The organism is Sulfurimonas sp. HSL-1656 (assembly GCF_039645585.1).
GTDB lineage: Bacteria > Campylobacterota > Campylobacteria > Campylobacterales > Sulfurimonadaceae > Thiomicrolovo > Thiomicrolovo subterrani.
On record NZ_CP147915.1, the window covers coordinates 1,910,874 to 1,926,735 of the forward strand.

At 57.6% G+C, this 15,862-nt stretch carries 16 protein-coding genes and 2 tRNA genes; 6 read left to right on the plus strand and 12 right to left on the minus strand.

The genetic code is table 11. The features are described 5' to 3' along the window. Nucleotides 1–90: 90 nt before the first annotated feature. The 3 genes from WCX49_RS09920 (at nucleotide 91) to WCX49_RS09930 (ending at nucleotide 4,644) form a co-directional block, all read left to right on the plus strand. Nucleotides 91–1,821, plus strand: coding sequence for an alpha-glucosidase (locus WCX49_RS09920; protein ID WP_345984931.1), 1,731 nt, complete (start codon nucleotides 91–93; stop codon nucleotides 1,819–1,821). A 123-nt stretch (nucleotides 1,822–1,944) separates the two neighbouring features. After that, entirely contained in the window at nucleotides 1,945–4,170 is a 2,226-nt protein-coding gene (gene ggpS, locus WCX49_RS09925) for a glucosylglycerol-phosphate synthase (protein WP_345986804.1), read from the plus strand. A gap of 141 nt (nucleotides 4,171–4,311) precedes the next feature. Further along, entirely contained in the window at nucleotides 4,312–4,644 is a 333-nt protein-coding gene (locus tag WCX49_RS09930; protein ID WP_345984932.1) for a hypothetical protein, read from the plus strand. A gap of 32 nt (nucleotides 4,645–4,676) precedes the next feature. On the opposite strand, the gene WCX49_RS09935 is transcribed toward WCX49_RS09930, so the two are convergent. The 9 genes from WCX49_RS09935 to WCX49_RS09975 are packed head-to-tail and all read right to left on the minus strand — an operon-like array spanning nucleotide 4,677 to nucleotide 12,597. Then, on the minus strand, nucleotides 4,677–5,327 hold the full coding sequence (locus WCX49_RS09935) for a hypothetical protein (protein WP_345984933.1): 651 nt from the start codon (nucleotides 5,325–5,327) through the stop codon (nucleotides 4,677–4,679). Nucleotides 5,328–5,356: 29 nt separating this feature from the next. Then, complete coding sequence (locus WCX49_RS09940; RefSeq protein ID WP_345984934.1) at nucleotides 5,357–6,211, minus strand: SPFH domain-containing protein; 855 nt, start codon at nucleotides 6,209–6,211, stop codon at nucleotides 5,357–5,359. Next, entirely contained in the window at nucleotides 6,212–6,673 is a 462-nt protein-coding gene (locus WCX49_RS09945; protein WP_345984935.1) for an NfeD family protein, read from the minus strand. Nucleotides 6,674–6,729: 56 nt separating this feature from the next. After that, on the minus strand, nucleotides 6,730–7,824 hold the full coding sequence (locus tag WCX49_RS09950) for a BatD family protein (RefSeq protein ID WP_345984936.1): 1,095 nt from the start codon (nucleotides 7,822–7,824) through the stop codon (nucleotides 6,730–6,732). Continuing rightward, on the minus strand, nucleotides 7,808–9,502 hold the full coding sequence (locus WCX49_RS09955) for a VWA domain-containing protein (RefSeq protein ID WP_345984937.1): 1,695 nt from the start codon (nucleotides 9,500–9,502) through the stop codon (nucleotides 7,808–7,810). The genes WCX49_RS09950 and WCX49_RS09955 overlap by 17 nt, the downstream gene beginning before the upstream one ends. Next, a complete protein-coding gene (locus tag WCX49_RS09960; RefSeq protein ID WP_345984938.1) occupies nucleotides 9,499–10,422 on the minus strand; it encodes a VWA domain-containing protein in 924 nt (307 codons plus the stop codon). Before WCX49_RS09960 ends, WCX49_RS09955 begins: the two co-directional genes overlap by 4 nt. After that, a complete protein-coding gene (locus WCX49_RS09965) occupies nucleotides 10,415–10,813 on the minus strand; it encodes a hypothetical protein (protein WP_345984939.1) in 399 nt (132 codons plus the stop codon). Before WCX49_RS09965 ends, WCX49_RS09960 begins: the two co-directional genes overlap by 8 nt. Further along, entirely contained in the window at nucleotides 10,813–11,643 is an 831-nt protein-coding gene (locus tag WCX49_RS09970) for a DUF58 domain-containing protein (protein WP_345984940.1), read from the minus strand. The genes WCX49_RS09965 and WCX49_RS09970 overlap by 1 nt, the downstream gene beginning before the upstream one ends. Before the next feature lie 6 nt (nucleotides 11,644–11,649). Continuing rightward, complete coding sequence (locus tag WCX49_RS09975; protein ID WP_345984941.1) at nucleotides 11,650–12,597, minus strand: MoxR family ATPase; 948 nt, start codon at nucleotides 12,595–12,597, stop codon at nucleotides 11,650–11,652. A 242-nt stretch (nucleotides 12,598–12,839) separates the two neighbouring features. Between WCX49_RS09975 and WCX49_RS09980 the strand changes: the two genes are divergently transcribed. Together WCX49_RS09980 and WCX49_RS09985 are read left to right on the plus strand one after the other, a co-directional pair. After that, a tRNA-Lys gene (locus tag WCX49_RS09980) sits at nucleotides 12,840–12,915 on the plus strand. Between the two features lie 16 nt (nucleotides 12,916–12,931). After that, nucleotides 12,932–13,006 (plus strand) — tRNA-Glu (locus tag WCX49_RS09985). A 149-nt stretch (nucleotides 13,007–13,155) separates the two neighbouring features. Here the strand turns inward: WCX49_RS09985 and WCX49_RS09990 are convergent. The 3 genes from WCX49_RS09990 to WCX49_RS10000 form a co-directional block, all read right to left on the minus strand. Next, nucleotides 13,156–14,031, minus strand: a complete 876-nt coding sequence (locus WCX49_RS09990) for a hypothetical protein (RefSeq protein ID WP_345984942.1) — start codon at nucleotides 14,029–14,031, stop codon at nucleotides 13,156–13,158. A gap of 118 nt (nucleotides 14,032–14,149) precedes the next feature. Then, on the minus strand, nucleotides 14,150–14,677 hold the full coding sequence (locus WCX49_RS09995) for a hypothetical protein (RefSeq protein ID WP_345984943.1): 528 nt from the start codon (nucleotides 14,675–14,677) through the stop codon (nucleotides 14,150–14,152). 245 nt (nucleotides 14,678–14,922) lie between these two features. Beyond that, nucleotides 14,923–15,297: a hypothetical protein gene (locus WCX49_RS10000; RefSeq protein ID WP_345984944.1), complete on the minus strand. Its 375-nt coding sequence runs from the start codon at nucleotides 15,295–15,297 to the stop codon at nucleotides 14,923–14,925. 66 nt (nucleotides 15,298–15,363) lie between these two features. Between WCX49_RS10000 and WCX49_RS10005 the strand changes: the two genes are divergently transcribed. Continuing rightward, nucleotides 15,364–15,759 (plus strand): rhodanese-like domain-containing protein, encoded by a 396-nt coding sequence (locus WCX49_RS10005; protein WP_345984945.1) that lies wholly within the window; start codon nucleotides 15,364–15,366, stop codon nucleotides 15,757–15,759. The last annotated feature ends 103 nt before the right edge of the window (nucleotides 15,760–15,862 follow it).

Genomic DNA, 15,862 nt, shown 5'->3' on the forward strand with positions numbered 1-15,862 from the left:
GCCGCCACTTGACGCCTGCCGCTTCAAGAGGCGCTTGTCTATTTTTGTGTACACTGGGGGAAGTGGCAGTCGATGGGAGGTCCCTACACAATGAGCGCCGAATGGTGGGAGCACGCCGTTTTTTACCAGATCTACCCCCGCAGTTTTGCCGATGCTGACGGCAACGGCATCGGCGACCTGGCCGGCATTATCGGGAAACTTGACTACCTGCAGTGGCTCGGTGTCGACGCCCTCTGGCTCTCCCCGCATTACCCCTCCCCGCAAATCGACACCGGTTACGATATCACGGACTTCACGGCGGTTGAACCGGCGTACGGAACGATGGAGGAGTTCGACCGCCTGCTCGACGCGATCCATGCGCGGGGCATGAAGCTGATCCTCGATCTCGTCCTCAACCACACCTCCGACAGGCATCCGTGGTTCCTGGAGGCACGTTCAAGCCGGGACAACCCCAAGCGTGACTGGTATGTCTGGCACGACGGCGACGGGGAGGGACCGCCCAACAACTGGCAGTCGGAGTTCGGCGGCTCCGCGTGGGAGTACGATACCCTCACCGGGCAGTGGTATTACCATGAATTCCTCAAAGAACAGCCCGATCTCAACTGGCGGAACCCAGACGTTCACGCCGCGATGTTCGATGTCGCACGTTTCTGGCTGGACAAAGGGGTGGACGGCTTTCGCCTGGATGCCATCGGCACCCTTTACGAAGACCCCGCGCTGACCCCGCAGACGAGCCGTTACAATGCCATTGACGTACTGCGGCACAACTGGCTTCCCCAAGAGATACGTGACGGGATGCACTACATGGATATCGTCCGCGACTTGCTCCGGTATCAGCACGAGCAGCCCGAAGTCTTTGAACTGATGCGCGACTTCCGTACCCTGATCGACAGTTATGACAACCGTTTCCTCGTCGGTGAGACCTCCGACGTCCGCTTTCTGGGGAACGGCAGGGATGCGCTGCACGCCATCTTCAACTTCGATGTCGTCTCCCTGCCGGCGTTGACGCCTCAAGCCCTCCGGAACATCCGGAATACGTGGCAAGCCGACATGCCTGAGGGCGGCGTTTTCTGCACGACACTTAACAACCACGACCAATCCAGGAGTGCGACCCACTTTGCCGCAGGTGCGAATCAACTGCAGCAGTGCCGCATCGCCCTCGCCGTCACCCTTTTTATGGGGGGCATCCCTTTTCTTTATTACGGCGAAGAGATCGGCATGCGCGACTATGCCATCCGCAGCCTCGGCGAGCTGCACGACAGCGTCGGCTGGATCTACCGCGATCTGCGTCTGCAGGAGGGCATCGGCGAAGCGCAGATCCTCGCAGAGCTCGGCACCTTCTCCCGGGACCGCTGCCGGACGCCGATGCAGTGGGACCGCTCCCCCAACGCGGGCTTCACGCCGGCCGGCGTCAGGACATGGCTTCCGGTGCATGACAGCTACCTTGAAGGGGTCAACGTGGCCGACCAGGCCGCCGACCCCGATGCGCTTTTGCCTTTTTACCGGGAACTGATCCGTCTGTACCGCACGCATCCCGCACTCCAGACAGGCAGTTTCCTGGACCTCGACCCCTCCAATGAAGCGCTGCTTGTTTTCCTCCGCACATCCGGTGAAGCGCAGTGCCTCGTCATGATCAGTTTCGCCCCAAAGCCTCTGCGATACCGCCTTGAATGCCGCGGACGCATTTTGTTTACAGACGCGCAAAAGCAGACGCCCCTTGAACCGGGGGCGTACACCCTCCCCCCTTTCGGTATCCTGGTCGCAGCACTCGAAGAAAATACACGCGCCTCGGCCTGTTTACCTCTTTTCGCTATGGTATAAGGGACACCGCTTGCACTTCTCGTATGAGATTTGCATATTGACTTTCTTTAATTTTTTCCACACTACAAAACACCATCACAGGAGGGTAGTCACATCTCTATTGTTATCACAGAAGACATCCACATTCTCGCCACGGATCTCGACGGAACGTTTCTCGAAAGCGCCAACAAAGCAGACGATCCGCTTTACCGCTACTTGCACGACAATCCGAACATCATTCTTGTTTTCAACTCCGGGAGGAATATCGAACTGATCCTGCCGCTTTTGGATGATATGTCCATTCCAACCCCCCACTACATCATCGGCGACGTCGGCGCCTCCGTGCTTGACGGTACGAACCTCGAACCGGTGCAGCCGCTACAGCACAATATCTCGAAGCGGTGGTACAAGGCCCTCGACTCCATCGCGGACCTCCGCGACCGTCTCGAGACGCTCGAACGCCAGGACCAGCCCCAGGAGCGCCGCCTCTCCTACTACGTCACGAGCAGCACCATCCCCAGGGAGCTCGTCGACGAACTCAGCACCCGCGAGTGCGACGTCCTGCACTCCAACGAGATCTACCTCGACATCCTGCCCAAGGGCACCAGCAAAGGTTCCACCCTTGAAGCGCTGGTCGACCATCTGGGGGTGCCCAAAGAGCGGGTCATCGTCGCCGGGGACACCCTCAACGACCTCAGCATGTACCAGCACGGCTTCAAAGGCGTCGTGCTGAACAACGCCGAAACCCCGCTCAAAGAGGCGGCCAGCCAGATCGAACACGCCTATTTCTCCAAGGCCCCGGGGACCCACGGCATCCTCGAAGCGATGCACCATTTCGGCATCGCCGAAGCGGAGCATATCGCCAACCTCCCGGCCCCGACTTACGGCGACGCGAACCTCGTCATGGTCTACCACCGCCTCCCGTTCCAGGAGGTCGAAGAAGCGGGGAAGATCGTCCACAAAAAACACACCAGTCCCAACGGCATCCTCCCCACCCTGCTGGGCTTCTTCGCCAACGGCGAAAAGGGCTCCTGGGTCGCCTGGTCCAAGTGTGAAAGCCGCACCCCGGAGGATTTTGAAAAGTATGTCGAGGTGGACAAGGAGCAGTACGAGCACCTCCGGGTCTGCCGCGTCCCGCTGACGGCCTATGACGTCAAGATATTCTACGAGGTCTTCTCCAAAGAGGCGTTCTGGCTTCTGCTGCACTCTTTCCACGAAAAGGCCGTCTTCAACCACGACCACTGGAAACACTTCTGCGATGTCAATCGCATCTTTGCGGAGAACACGGCGGCCGAAGCGGCCGAAGGCGCCGTCGTCTGGATCCATGACTACAACCTCTGGATGGTCCCGGGCTACCTGCGGCAGCTACGCCCCGACGTCAAAATCGCCTTTTACCACCATACGCCTTTCCCGTCGGCGGATATTTTCAATATGCTCCCCTGGCGGCGCGACATCATCAACTCGCTGCTGCAGTGCGACTATGTCGGCTTCCATATTCCCCAGTACGTCGACAACTTCGTCAATACGGTCCGTTCCAACACCCAGATCGAAGTCAACTCCCGCAAAAATGCCGCGCCACTGTTCAAAACCTACGGCTGCGCGATCGGCGTCGATGATTATGCCGACTCTTTCACGACCGAGCTCAATACCGTCCGCCTCGGCGCACACCCCGTCGGCATCAACTGCGGTTATATCGAACAGCTTGCGGCCAGCGACCATGTGCAGACGCTCTACCACAAGATCCGCGACGAGATCGGCGACAACAAGCTGATCGTCTCCATTGAACGCACGGACTATACCAAGGGGCCGGTGGACAAGCTCAAAGCCTACGAGCAGTTCCTGGAGACCCATCCCGAAATGCGCGGCAAGATCAACCTCTTCATGGTCTGTACCCCGCCGGCCAAGGGGATGGCGATCTACGAAGAGATCACCCAGGATATTGCCTACCACGTCGGCCTCATCAACGGCCGCTTCGGCTCGTACAAATGGACCCCGATCCACTACGTCAACCGCGTCATCCCCTTCGAGGACGTCATCGCCTACAACTGCGCCGCGGACATCGGCTGGGTGACGCCGCTGCGCGACGGCCTGAACCTCGTCGCCAAAGAGTACGTCGCCGCCCAGCACGCCATCGGCGGCAATGGTGCGCTGGTGCTCTCCGAATTCGCCGGGGCCGCCGTGGAACTGCACGGCGCTTTCCTCGCCAACCCCTACGACAGGGTCGACATGAGCAATACCCTTATGCAGGCCCTCGAAGCCCCGGAAAAAGAACGGGCCTCGCGGCTGCAGCGCATGTCGAACATCATCCACCGTTACGATGTCAACGCCTGGGGGCAGGACTTCCTCTCCAGCGTCACGGAGAGTGACTAAACCTTTCGGATGATTCCGCCCCTCTCCTTTTCCGCGCGCCTTGACAAACCTATGCGCCGCCGAGAACGTGGAGAGGGAGTTGCAATGCAGCATCCTAAAAATAGAGATGAAATTTCAGCATATGAGGGAATGGGACGTGTTATGAAAAGGTATCTCGGCGCCTTCACCATCGATATCTACGACCTCGGCGGGATCATGGAGACTCGTATCAATGATGAGGCCCGGTGGGTCGTCGAACAGTATATCCGTACTATCAACGATATTGCGGAGGTGGAGCCTCTGAGTATCGAGCAGAGGGTATCCGCTGAGTACATCGACGAGGAGCTGGACCGGTACCGCAATCTACAGTTTTCGTTCGTGATGTCCTCCGGCGAAGAGCGCCATGTGCTGTTTCGGGAGCTGTTCAGGCGTTTAAGGGACATCGACACCGGCTGCATGGCCAATGTCGAACTCGAGCCCTATTTTGGGACATAACCGGATGGAAGGGCGTTTCGGAGAGCACCGGCTTACGGCGTACCGAACTCTTTGATGACGAGGTGATCCGCACTGCTGTCGGCGGGGTTGTAGAGCGCATTCGTCGACCCGACAGCTATCCCGGAGGATTCGGCCCTGACCCACATACTGACGGTATGGCTGCCTGCCGAGAGGCCGTCAAAGATCCCCGTGATCGTCGCCGGATGCGAAGGTAAACACCCCTCTTCACCGTACTGCAGCATCGTACGGGCAGGTCCTGCCGAAGACGGCGTATCGTCGACCCTCAGTTCGAAAACAACTTGATCATCGGCAATGACGCCGACGCAGATACGGCCGTTGTACTGGATCTCGAGCACCGAGGCGTCCTGCTGCTTGACATAACTTCCCATATCGCCTATTTTGACGAAATCTCCGAGAAATGTCCCAGTAAGAGGGGATGTCGTCCGCGGGACGGCCAGGGTACTCCACCCCACCAGACCGGTCGCGGCGATGGCGTTCGTATTGGCCGAGATACGGCTGTTGTTGTCGTTGATCTGCGTCGTCTGCTCGTTGAAATTGGCGTTGACCTCGTCAGCGATAGCCGGCGTATTCGCGACAAAGGTATTCATGGCACCGACTTCCCCCGCACGGAGCACACTTCCTGCCAGAAGCAGCGCTGCCGCTGCAGCCGTGATGCTTTTCATGGAAACTCCTTCTACTTTATCTGCCGGCGTTATTTGAATACGCTGCCGAGCATCCCCTTGATCGCCTGCTGCACGTCGGCCGGGTAGACAACAAACTTGCCGTTCTGGCTTTCGCCCAGTTTCTCCAGCGCGGCGATATAGCGGTCGCCGAGCAGGAACATGGCGGGGAGCTCCTTCTCCTGGATGGATTCGGAGATGCGGGCGATCGCTTCGGCCGAGGCCTGTGCCAGCGCCACCTGGGCCTGGGCTTCGAGCTTGGCCGCTTCGAGTTTCCCTTCGGCTTCCAGGATCATGGCGTTCTTGTTCCCGTCGGCCTTGGTGACGACAGCACGGCGTTCACGCTCGGCGGCGGCCTGCTGCTCCATCGCTTTTTGCATGGAGGGGCTGGGGCTGATGTCCTGAATCTCGACGGACTTGACGGTCACGCCCCAGTCGGCGACGTCGTCGATGATCTGCTCTTTGAGGCGCGCCTTGATCATGTCGCGGTTGGAGAGCGCCTCGTCCAGCTTCATCTCCCCTATAATGGAACGCAGCGTCGTCATGACGAGATTGACAATGGCCATGCGGAAATCCTCGACCCCGTAGACCGCATCCGAGGGGCGCGTGACACGGATAAAGGCGATGGCGTTGGTGAGGATGACGGCGTTATCCATCGTGATGACCTCCTGCTGCGGGACGTCTAGGATGATATCCCTTGTCGTCATCCGCTCGCGTACACTGTCGATGTAGGGGATAATGAGGTTGAGCCCCGGGGTGAGGGTCCGGTAGAACTTGCCCAGCCGTTCGATGATCCACTCCTCGCCCTGCGGGACGACCTTGATCCCCTTGTAGAGGGTGATGATGATGACGATGGCAAAGACGCCGATAAGGTAGAGTGAAACCATTTAGTTCTCCTTCAGGGGGGTCACTTTGATCAGCTGGCCGCTGACGTCGACAATACGCACCTTGGTGCCGACGGTAATCGGCTCGTCGGCGAATGCAGGCCATTCGCGGTTGCCCAGCACGGGGATGTCAAAAAGTACTTTGCCGCGCTGCGGCGGTTCGATCCCCTCGGTGACAGTCCCCTTTGTGTCGACCCTGTAATTGGGCTGACCGCTCTCCGACACCGTACGCTGACGGATGAAACGCCACCACCCTACGATGAATAGGGTGGAGAGGATCGACCAGATCAGCAGTTCGGCGGAGAAGGAGAGATCAAGGAGATAAGCGAGCGTCCCCGTCAGGATCGCGGCGACGCCGATTCCCAGCAGCAGGAAGGTGAGGGCCATCGTCTCCAGGCCGATCAGCACCATTCCAAGGATCACCCAGTGCCACCATTCTACGTTTGCGTTCAACCAATCGAGCATGCTTTACTCCTACGTCTTCACACAAGTATAGCAAATAAACCTGCAGGGCTGTGCCGTCAATCCGCTTTCCGCTTCCCCTGTTTCAACCGGCCGAGCAGCGTAGCGATCCCCTTGGGGTCCGGGGCATCCGCCCCTTCGTAAAGATGCCGTTCCAGCGCTTCCGCACTCTTTTTCGCATCGGGGTCGTCCAGGTAGCCAAAAAGTGCGACCAGCGCCGTTCGGAGCGAATCGAAACGGACCCGTTCCTCTTTGCTTCTGCGGCGCACAGCAAACAGCGTCAGTGCGACACCGAGGACGAAACCGGCGACGCCCCCTGCCGCCAGACTCCATATCGTCATCGTCTCCTCCTTCATATTTTTCTTCTTTACCCTGGGTTCCGCCGCGGCGCGGACATGGACCGGGATCGGCAGCGACGACGCCGTGACGATGCGCTGCGTCGCCGGGTCGAAACTGCGGAAGCTCACCGAGGGGATCGTAAAATCCTGTTCGCCGACGAGGGCGAAGGTCCGGTTGAGTTCATTGCTGTAGCACCCCTCCTCCCACGCGGCGTTTTGCGTATGTCCCTCCTCGAAAACGCTTACGCCGGCAATCGCCATCCGCAGCGGTTCCGCCGTCTCCAGGTTCCCGCACCCCGAGAGCGACAGGGTCAGGCGGACCGGCTGCCCGCTGTCGGTCACATTGCGGTCGACGACGGCCTGCAACGCAAAAGCGCCGACCGCCTGCACCCCTCCGGGAACGGGGTTGGCAAAAAGCGTCACGGGTTCGAAGAGGTGCTGCTGCCATGCGACCGAAGGCATCCACTGCCCCCACGCATCCTGTGTATAGGTACGTTCGGCGACGTTCATCGCCGCCCTGCCGGTCGAGAGCTCGCCGCCCTGCATCGGGGCGATGACGTAGCTCTTTTCCCAGATATCCGCCCCCGCTTCGTGCCGCTCTTCCGCGTGACTCTGCAGGACCTGGAAATGCGCCAGTTCCGGTGCCGCGAAACGGAAGTCGATCCCCTTGTCCGACGCGGCATGCGCGAAACGGTAGACGAGCCGCAGCGGTTCGCCCTGGTAGAGCTGGCGGGAGGAGCTGTCGACCGTCAGTTCATACCCCGAAAGCGTACTGACGGCCACCAGTAGCCCAAGCGCCTTACCACGGAACGACATGGTCGCCTCCCCCTGTGCGATCCGGCGTGATCTTGTAGAGGTGTGTCCGGCTCTGCCGCTGCAGCGACTGCCGCCACATGGCCGCCTCGTAATCGCTCATCGCGGCCGTTTTCGCTTCGCCGGAGGCTTCCGAAGGCCTCGCCGCCTCCCCCTCGGAAGTCTCCTTCTGTGCGGAAGCATTCTGCCCCCCGTTCGCCGGAGACGATGCGTCCGAAGCGTTATGCTCCCCTCCCGCTTCAGTCGCCGCCGCAGCCGTTCGGCGGCGCTCCGCCTGCACCAGCCGCATCAAGCGTCCGCGGACAATGGCCATGTTTTCGCGCGTCTGCGGGTCGTTTTGGAGGTAGAGCGCCTTCTGGTATACCTTGATGGCGGCTTCGAGGTTCTCCCTGCCCCCCAGCATCGCCCTCGCATTGCCCAGATTGTGCAACGTCGAAAACTGCAGCATCCGATCCTTGCTGCGGATACGTTCCCACAGTGCGGCCGCCGCATCGTATTTTCCGGCACGGTAAAGGGCGTGTGCGCTGTCGTACATCGCCTGGGGGTCATTGCCGTTATGGACGCCGTAACGGTAAAAGGCGCGCGCGGCCCGTGCATAATCCCCCTCTTCATAAAACCCTTTCGCGGATTCGAGCAGTTCATAGTCGAAAGGCTCCGCCCGCAGCGTGGCGGTATGCCCGAACAGCAGCACGCCCAGCAGCAGTGCGGGAGGGACGGCCACCCGTTCGCGGCGGCTCATGGAGGCATTGGCCAGCAGCAGTAAAAAGAGCGCCACTCCCAGCGGCAGGATGTAGAGCTGGCCGTACCGGCGGATCTCCTTTGTCCCCGCTTCGCCCCCTTCGGCATGGCGGCGCAGCTCGGAGAGCAGGGCCGCGACGTCACGGGAGCCCATCGTCATCTCGACATAGAGACCGCCGGTGGATTCGGCCAGAGAGCGCAAAGAAGGATTCAGTACCGTCCTTACCGGTTCTCCCCCCTGCATGACGGGTTTTCCTTCCTGCTGCAGTACGCCCCCTTCGGCCGTTCCGATCCCGAGGATATAAATGTGGAGCTTCTGTGCTTTGGCATAGGCGACCGCCTCGGAGAAATTGCGTCCGTCGCCCCCGTCGGTCAGCAGCAGCAGATTTTTGCGCCCCGGATTGCTCATCACCCCCTTCGCCGCGGCCAGCAGTGCCATGATATCGGTCCCCTTCTCGGCGTAGGTATCGGGTGCGAAATCTTCCAGTAGCTCCGTCAGCGCGCTTTTGTCCGCCGTGGGCGGCACCACGGCATAGACATCCCGCCCGAAAGCGAGTACCCCGATGCGTTCCCGCTTGGCCCGAGCGACCAGTGCAAGCAGCTTGGCCTTCGCGACGGCGGCGCGGGAGGGGTAGACATCCTCCGTCTGCATGGAGGCCGAGATGTCGACGGCGACCGTCAGCGCAGTGTGCGGGCTCTTGACGACGGCCGTCGCTTCGGTAATGACGGGCTGGGACATCGCCGCGATCAGCAGGACGAAAACGGCCAGGTAGATCAGGTTGCGCTGGCGGAGGCTGAGACGCTTTTCGTTCACCCGCAGCCGTTCGAAAACGGGGCCGGAAAAGAGCTCCGCCGCCGGCTCCTTCTGGGTCAGGATAAAGTAGAAGAGCACCAGAACCGGCGGCAGCATAAGGTAAAAGAACTCGGGGTGGAGAAAGGTCATGCCACCCTCCGGTTGCGCAGGTAGACATAGAGCAGCAGCGTCATGAAGCCCATAAAGAGCGGGTAGATGTAGTAGTACTCCTTGACGATCAGGACCGGGGGGCGCTGGGGCGACTTTTCCAGGGCGTCGATCTGCGCGTAGACGTCGGCCAGGGATGTACTGTCCCGGGCCGTGAAATAGGCGCCGCCGCTCTCTGCTGTCAGCGTTTCCAGTACGGACTCCTGGGCGGCCGGCTCGTCCCCGATGACGACGGCGTAGAGGCGCACGCCGTCTTTGAACGCCAGCCCCCCGACAACGTCGCTGCCCACCGGGGCACCCGGGGTGTTCCGGCCGTCGGTCAGGACGACGACGATCTTTTCAGCACTCTGCACGTCATGCAGCGAGACGATCCCCCTGGCCATCGCCTCGTAAAGGGCCGTGTATTTGCCCGCAATGCCGACATAGAGCTGCCCGATGATCTGCGAGAGCATGCCCATGTCGGAGGTGGGCGGTGCGGCCGTAAACGTGTGGGTGCCGAAGACGACGAGGCCGACGCTGTCGCTGCTGCGCTGCGCCGTAAACGCCTGCAGGATCTCCTGGACCGCCTCGAAGCGGCTGCGGGTACGGTCACCCGGGTCGAAATCGCCGTTGCGCATGGAGGCGCTGGCATCCACCACGAGGCTGATCGCATACCCCGGAGCGCTGACCGGCTGGTAGACCTGCTCTTTCACCGGTGACATCAACGCGACGAGCAGTAGGATGACTGAAGCCCATTTGAGCAGCCAGAGCCAGAAGGAGGGTTTGAGCGTGACCGCGGCGAAGGCGGCGAGGTGCGGGAAGTAAAAGCCCTGGTGGCGCAGGCGGCAGAGCGCTTCGCACGCCAGAAAGATGAAGAGGAAGGAGATGACTTTCGGGAATTCGAAGAAGATCCCCTCAAACATCGATCATCCCGAGATAGATCCTGAAATACGCTCGGGTCTCCTCGTCGATGGGCGGCACCGTTTTGCGGAATTTGTAGGGTTCGAGGCGCTGTTCGAGATTTTCGAAGGCCTCCTGAAGACGCGGGGAGTCCTCCGCGAAACGGCGGCCGAGACGGGAGATGGCATACGCCGCCTGCTTCGCGTCATCCAGATCGACCGCCTCGAGGGCCTTGCGGCACGCGCGCCGGGTATTTTCCCTTCGCTCCTCGCGGTAACGGCGGATCAGCAGGTAGAGGACGAGCAGAAGAAAAACGAGCACCATGGCCGCCGCGGCTGCCAGGTAGTAGGGCGTATAGTCATGGATCTCGACCAGGGGCTTGATGTCATGCAGCGGGATATCGTCTGAATGCATTATCGCCCCTCGAAAAGGCGCCGGAGTTTGACGCCGATGTGGTCATCCGTATAGATCTTCGTAAAACGGATGCCGTCTTTACGAAGCTGCTCGTACAGGGCATGGTCATGCTCACGCACTTTCGCTTCGTAATCGTGTACGGTCCGGGTGTTAAAGTCCCCCTCGAGCAGCATCCCGCTCTCGGGGTCGCGCAGTGAGGCGAAACCGAACGGCGGCGGGTGCTCTTCCAGGCGGTCACGGACGATGATGCAGACGACCTCGTGCTTCTTTGCCAGCAGCCGCAGCTGGGGAAGTTCGAAGAAATCCCCGACAACAAGCAGGAGCGAGCGGCGGCGGATACGCTGGTAGAGCGTCTTCACCATTGCATCGTAATCGCTCTTTTTCCCGACCGCCTCGAAAGCGTCTACCTTCTGTGTCAGCTCGGAGACGGCATAGCGGTTCTTCGTCGGGCGCCCCTCGTCGTAGAGGCGGTCCGCAAAGAGCATGTAGCCCAGCGCGTCGCTGTTGTACTGCACGGCGTACCCCACCGTCGCGGCGATCTCGGCCATCACCTCCTGCTTGAAACGGTGCTGCCCGAAATGGACGCTGCCGCCGAGCATCATCGCGACGACGACGCTGAGCTCCCGCTCTTCGCGGAAGATCTTGATATAGGGGGTGCGCATCTTCGCCGTGATGTTCCAGTCGATATGGCGGATGTCGTCGCCGGGCATGTACTCGCGCAGCTCGATAAAGTCGTACCCCTCCCCATGGAAGATCGAGGGGTTGTTGCCGATCAGCTCGCTGAAGACCTGTCGCCGGGCCTTGACGAGGATGCGCTGGACCGTTCCCATAAGACCCTACGGCAGCGGGACCGCTTCGATCACCCTGTCGATGATCTCGTCCGACGTGACGCCGTCGGCCTCGGCCTCGTAACTGAGCACGATGCGGTGGCGCATCAGCTCCTTGATAATGAAAGCGACGTCAACAGGGCTGACGTAGTCCTTGCCGCGCAGATAGGCCATCGCCTTGACGGCCTTGAACATATCGATGCTCACCCGCGGGCTCGCGCCGAACTGCAGCTGCGTTTCGAGGGCATCGAGACCGTACGCCTTCGGGTCGCGGGTCGCACTGACCAGCTCGATCATGTAGCGCTCGACCTCTTCATCGACATGCACCTTTTTGACCTCCGCTTTGAGCGCCTCCAGGTCTTCGTGCATGATGACCGCATTAATCGTCTCGGAAACGCCCGCAGCAATGCGGCGGGCGATCTCGAGCTCCTCCTCTTTCGTGTTGTAGCCGACCTTCAGTTTCAGCATAAAACGGTCCAGTTGCGCTTCGGGCAGCTGGTAGACCCCCTCCTGCTCCACCGGGTTCTGCGTCGCCATGACGAAGAAAGGGGGTGCGAGTTTGAAACTCTCCTCGCCGATGGTGACCTGCCGCTCCTGCATCACTTCCAGCAGGGCCGATTGCACCTTTGCCGGGGCACGGTTGATCTCGTCGGCGAGTAGCAGGTTCGTGAACACCGGACCGTGTTTGATCTTGAACGCGTTATGCTGCGGGTCGTAGATCTCGGCACCGAGGATGTCCGAGGGGAGCAGGTCCGGGGTAAACTGCACCCGTTTGAACTGCAGTCCCAGGCTTTGCGAGAGCGCTTTGACCGTCGTCGTCTTCGCCAGTCCGGGGATCCCTTCGATTAGAATGTGCCCTTCGCAGAGCAGGCCGATCAGCAGCCCGTCGATCATCTTGTCCTGGCCGACGACGACTTTCGCCACCTCGGACTTGATCGCTTCGATTTTGGAGTACATCAATCACCTTTATAAGGATAATAGCGGCCATTATAACGTTTTGAAGGTATAGATTGCCCTGCCCCGATGCCGAAGCAGCAGAGACGGCGGATGGGAAAAACAGGGATTTCAGCGCCGAAAATGCGACGCCAGAGGTTTTTTCGTTTTTTTTGTATTTTCTTCCGAAAAACTATTGACTTTGAAGAGTGTTTTTCGTATAATTCCCGTCCACAAACGAAGAGAGCTTATCTCATTGTTTGCATGTCTCGTTAGCTCAGCTGGTAGAGCACGTCACTTTTAATGATGTGGCCGTTGGTTCGAATCCAACACGGGACACCATTGTTACTCCTATAGTGGCCCCATCGTCTAGCGGTTAGGATCCCAGATTTTCATTCTGGTTACCGGAGTTCGAGTCTCCGTGGGGTCACCACTTATTTTTCCCTCTTTTGAAAACATTCAGCATCTTTTAAAATCAACTATATGTTATTTATACGCTCTTTTCACTCATCCGCGATATAACTTCAATATCATGTATGCATCACTAAACGGCTCTAGATGTTGCGATAACTATACTATCCCTTAATTCCACGGTGCCTTATTACGTCTGACGTAATCCTTTAATAGCTTGTATCTTGATCGTAGTTTCAAGCGTTTCTCTTCATCATCACAACCGTTGACTTCACGATATTGTCTTTCAACAAAACTCTGTAGACCTCGATAAACTTCTTTTCTCTCAGGGCCCATGCTCTCAGCAATGCTTTTATCCAAGTAGTGGAGAATGCTATGTCCATCACTATCAGTAGTAATCAGCGGATACAAATGAGCTAAGGCTTCTTGGTTGGAGACCTTAAAATAATCGTCTGCAACGGTTTGCTCTCTTTCAAAGTCTTTCATCATCTGTATCAACTCTTGTCCGATTATAATCCTAGGATATTTTGCCTCTTTACTTTCGAGATGATGCAGATTGTGCAGAATAGGACCATAGATACCACTTCTTTCAATTTCTGTAGCTATGCCGATATTTATTGCCCCTCGTAGAGGAATACCCTTCGACATCATTATAAGAAATGAAATGGCAGCAGAGGACAAAGCATTATATAAACTACGAATCGGAGTTTTGTTTTTTTCCTTGTCTAGAGTGAAGTATAAGACGACTGTATCGGAAAAATACAATGATTGCAGGTTTAGTTTCCTTGATTCTTCAAACTGCCCACGTACTTCGGGTGATACAGAATCAAGCCACACCTGGATATCAGGAGTAATTGTTTCATAGCCTTTAAAAATTTCATCGAAAAGATGATGCAAACGCCTGACGTATCCAGCTGTTTCTCTGAATATGGCAAGAAGTTCTTCCCTACCCTCTTCGGTTAAAGGCAAGTGCTTTACACTGGCAAGCTTGTCACCTTGTCCGAGAATATCAATGAATACAGCAACATAGTAATTGATTCTAGCCATTCAATTCTCTTCTTGTCCATACTTCTTCATACATACTCTCGTTCATATCTATGTATTTGATTTAAGAAATTGTATCAGAGGGAAAGAGCGCACGGCAAGTGCTTTTTTGTTGTAGCCTTTATTTCAGCTGCCCAGAAGCGACAAGCCTCTTTACCAGCTTCATATGGTTCATGACACGTTCAAAATAGGGCCAGTTCACCATGCCGCCGTTGTAGCCGCTGACACTTTTCATATAGTCGTGGCGGCGGTTCTTGAGGATGACAAGGTAGTGCGCGGCAATGCCGGCAGAAAGTTTGAGGTCCGTGAGCAGCAGGTTCGCGATCTGCATATCGCTGCGCGCTTTCAACCACGCCAGCTTTTCGACCCGTGCGGCGACATAGCGTGCCGTCGCGACCTGGACCTGCATCGGCCCCAGCGACGCCTTGGTGATATCGACCCCTTTATGAAAGTCGCCTATGATATTCCTTCCTGCACTGCTCTCGGTAAGGCAGATGGCGCTCAGGGTGTTCTCGTACGTCTCGCCGCTGCGGTCGGGAACGGCCCGCGCAATGTCCCGGACCGTCTGCAGCGTTGAGAGCTGCTCCGGCGTGAGCGCGGCCCGCAGGAATTCGGTCGTGGCATAGAAAAGTATCACTAGACGTTTCAATAAAACTTCCTCGTCAAAAAAATGCGTGGAATTTTACAGGAAAAGGACGTATGGGGTCTACCAATAATGTTTTTATATAAAATAATTAAGAACTTCTAATAGATATTAGCTGATACGATCGGTGACACTGTGGATAGATGCCTTAAGTTTCATGCGTAAAAATGATACATAGTTGAGGAATTTCTGTCAAAAATGGCTTTTTTCTTAAGGATGACAATCAAGGAAAGCGGCAGAAGATGCTACCTTTATTCCCAGTCTCTGAATTTCTCCGAGGTGTGCTTGTCTTTTTTGTAACGGCGGCGGTTCATGGACTTCTCGATCTGGTTGGCGGTATAGAGGATGTCCTCTTTGAGCTCTTCGATCGTGGCGTCGCTGTCGCGGTAGGCAAGGATCTTGGTGACGAGGGTTTCGAGGTCGTTGTAGTCCCCTTTGTAGAGCGGGACCTTTTCGGTACGGTCTAGGTATTTGCGGTTGTTGTCGACTTTCTTGTCGAACTGCTCGCGCGTCGCGTCCTCCGCCTTGAAAAGATACTTGGTGATACTGCTCGTAAAACGCTCGAGTACCCGGATGTAGCGGAGCCTTGCGGTATCTTCCACTTTTTTCGCCGAAACCTTTGCCAATAGTTCACCTTTCTCGGAAGCTCAGTCGCTATAATTATACCTATTCTAAGAAGGTAGCAACTCTATATGAAAAAACTGATTGTTTTATGGTTTATCGTCGTCGCCGGTCTCCTGCATGCCGAAGTCATCAACGAGCCGGCAAGCAAGGCGCTGCTGGCCAAACAGATCCCCGTCGTCGACATCCGTACCCCGGGCGAATGGAAAGAGACCGGCCTGCTCAAAGGGAGCATCCCCATCATGTTCTTCGATGAAAAAGGGGGCTATAACGTCGACCGCTTTATGCTGGAGCTCAAGGCAAAAGTCGATACGACCAAACCCTTCGCGCTGATCTGCCGCACGGGTAGCCGCACCTCGATGCTGGCCCCCTTCCTGGCCCAGACCTACGGCTATACCGTCTATAACCTGCAAGGCGGGATCATGACCGCCTACCGTGCCGGCCTTCCCATCGTCCCTTATCAGTGAAAGCGCTTAAAATCGCCCTGCTGATCCTGCTGCGGGCCGCCGCCGTTTTCGGCGTCATCGCGCTGATCGTCTTTCTCTTCTGGGGATTTTTGTACCTGCTGCT

What these genes read in the sequence shown, in the direction of transcription:
- WCX49_RS10005 (WP_345984945.1), top strand. Translation starts at nt 15,364, where the DNA reads ATGAAAAAACTGATTGTTTTATGGTTTATCGTCGTCGCCGGTCTCCTG.
- WCX49_RS09920 (WP_345984931.1), top strand. Translation starts at nt 91, where the DNA reads ATGAGCGCCGAATGGTGGGAGCACGCCGTTTTTTACCAGATCTACCCC.
- WCX49_RS09960 (WP_345984938.1), bottom strand. Translation starts at nt 10,422, where the DNA reads ATGTTTGAGGGGATCTTCTTCGAATTCCCGAAAGTCATCTCCTTCCTC.
- WCX49_RS09990 (WP_345984942.1), bottom strand. Translation starts at nt 14,031, where the DNA reads ATGGCTAGAATCAATTACTATGTTGCTGTATTCATTGATATTCTCGGA.
- WCX49_RS09935 (WP_345984933.1), bottom strand. Translation starts at nt 5,327, where the DNA reads ATGAAAAGCATCACGGCTGCAGCGGCAGCGCTGCTTCTGGCAGGAAGT.
- WCX49_RS09950 (WP_345984936.1), bottom strand. Translation starts at nt 7,824, where the DNA reads ATGTCGTTCCGTGGTAAGGCGCTTGGGCTACTGGTGGCCGTCAGTACG.
- WCX49_RS09970 (WP_345984940.1), bottom strand. Translation starts at nt 11,643, where the DNA reads ATGGGAACGGTCCAGCGCATCCTCGTCAAGGCCCGGCGACAGGTCTTC.
- WCX49_RS09975 (WP_345984941.1), bottom strand. Translation starts at nt 12,597, where the DNA reads ATGTACTCCAAAATCGAAGCGATCAAGTCCGAGGTGGCGAAAGTCGTC.
- WCX49_RS09955 (WP_345984937.1), bottom strand. Translation starts at nt 9,502, where the DNA reads ATGACCTTTCTCCACCCCGAGTTCTTTTACCTTATGCTGCCGCCGGTT.
- WCX49_RS09965 (WP_345984939.1), bottom strand. Translation starts at nt 10,813, where the DNA reads ATGCATTCAGACGATATCCCGCTGCATGACATCAAGCCCCTGGTCGAG.
- WCX49_RS09945 (WP_345984935.1), bottom strand. Translation starts at nt 6,673, where the DNA reads ATGCTCGATTGGTTGAACGCAAACGTAGAATGGTGGCACTGGGTGATC.
- WCX49_RS09940 (WP_345984934.1), bottom strand. Translation starts at nt 6,211, where the DNA reads ATGGTTTCACTCTACCTTATCGGCGTCTTTGCCATCGTCATCATCATC.
- WCX49_RS09930 (WP_345984932.1), top strand. Translation starts at nt 4,312, where the DNA reads ATGAAAAGGTATCTCGGCGCCTTCACCATCGATATCTACGACCTCGGC.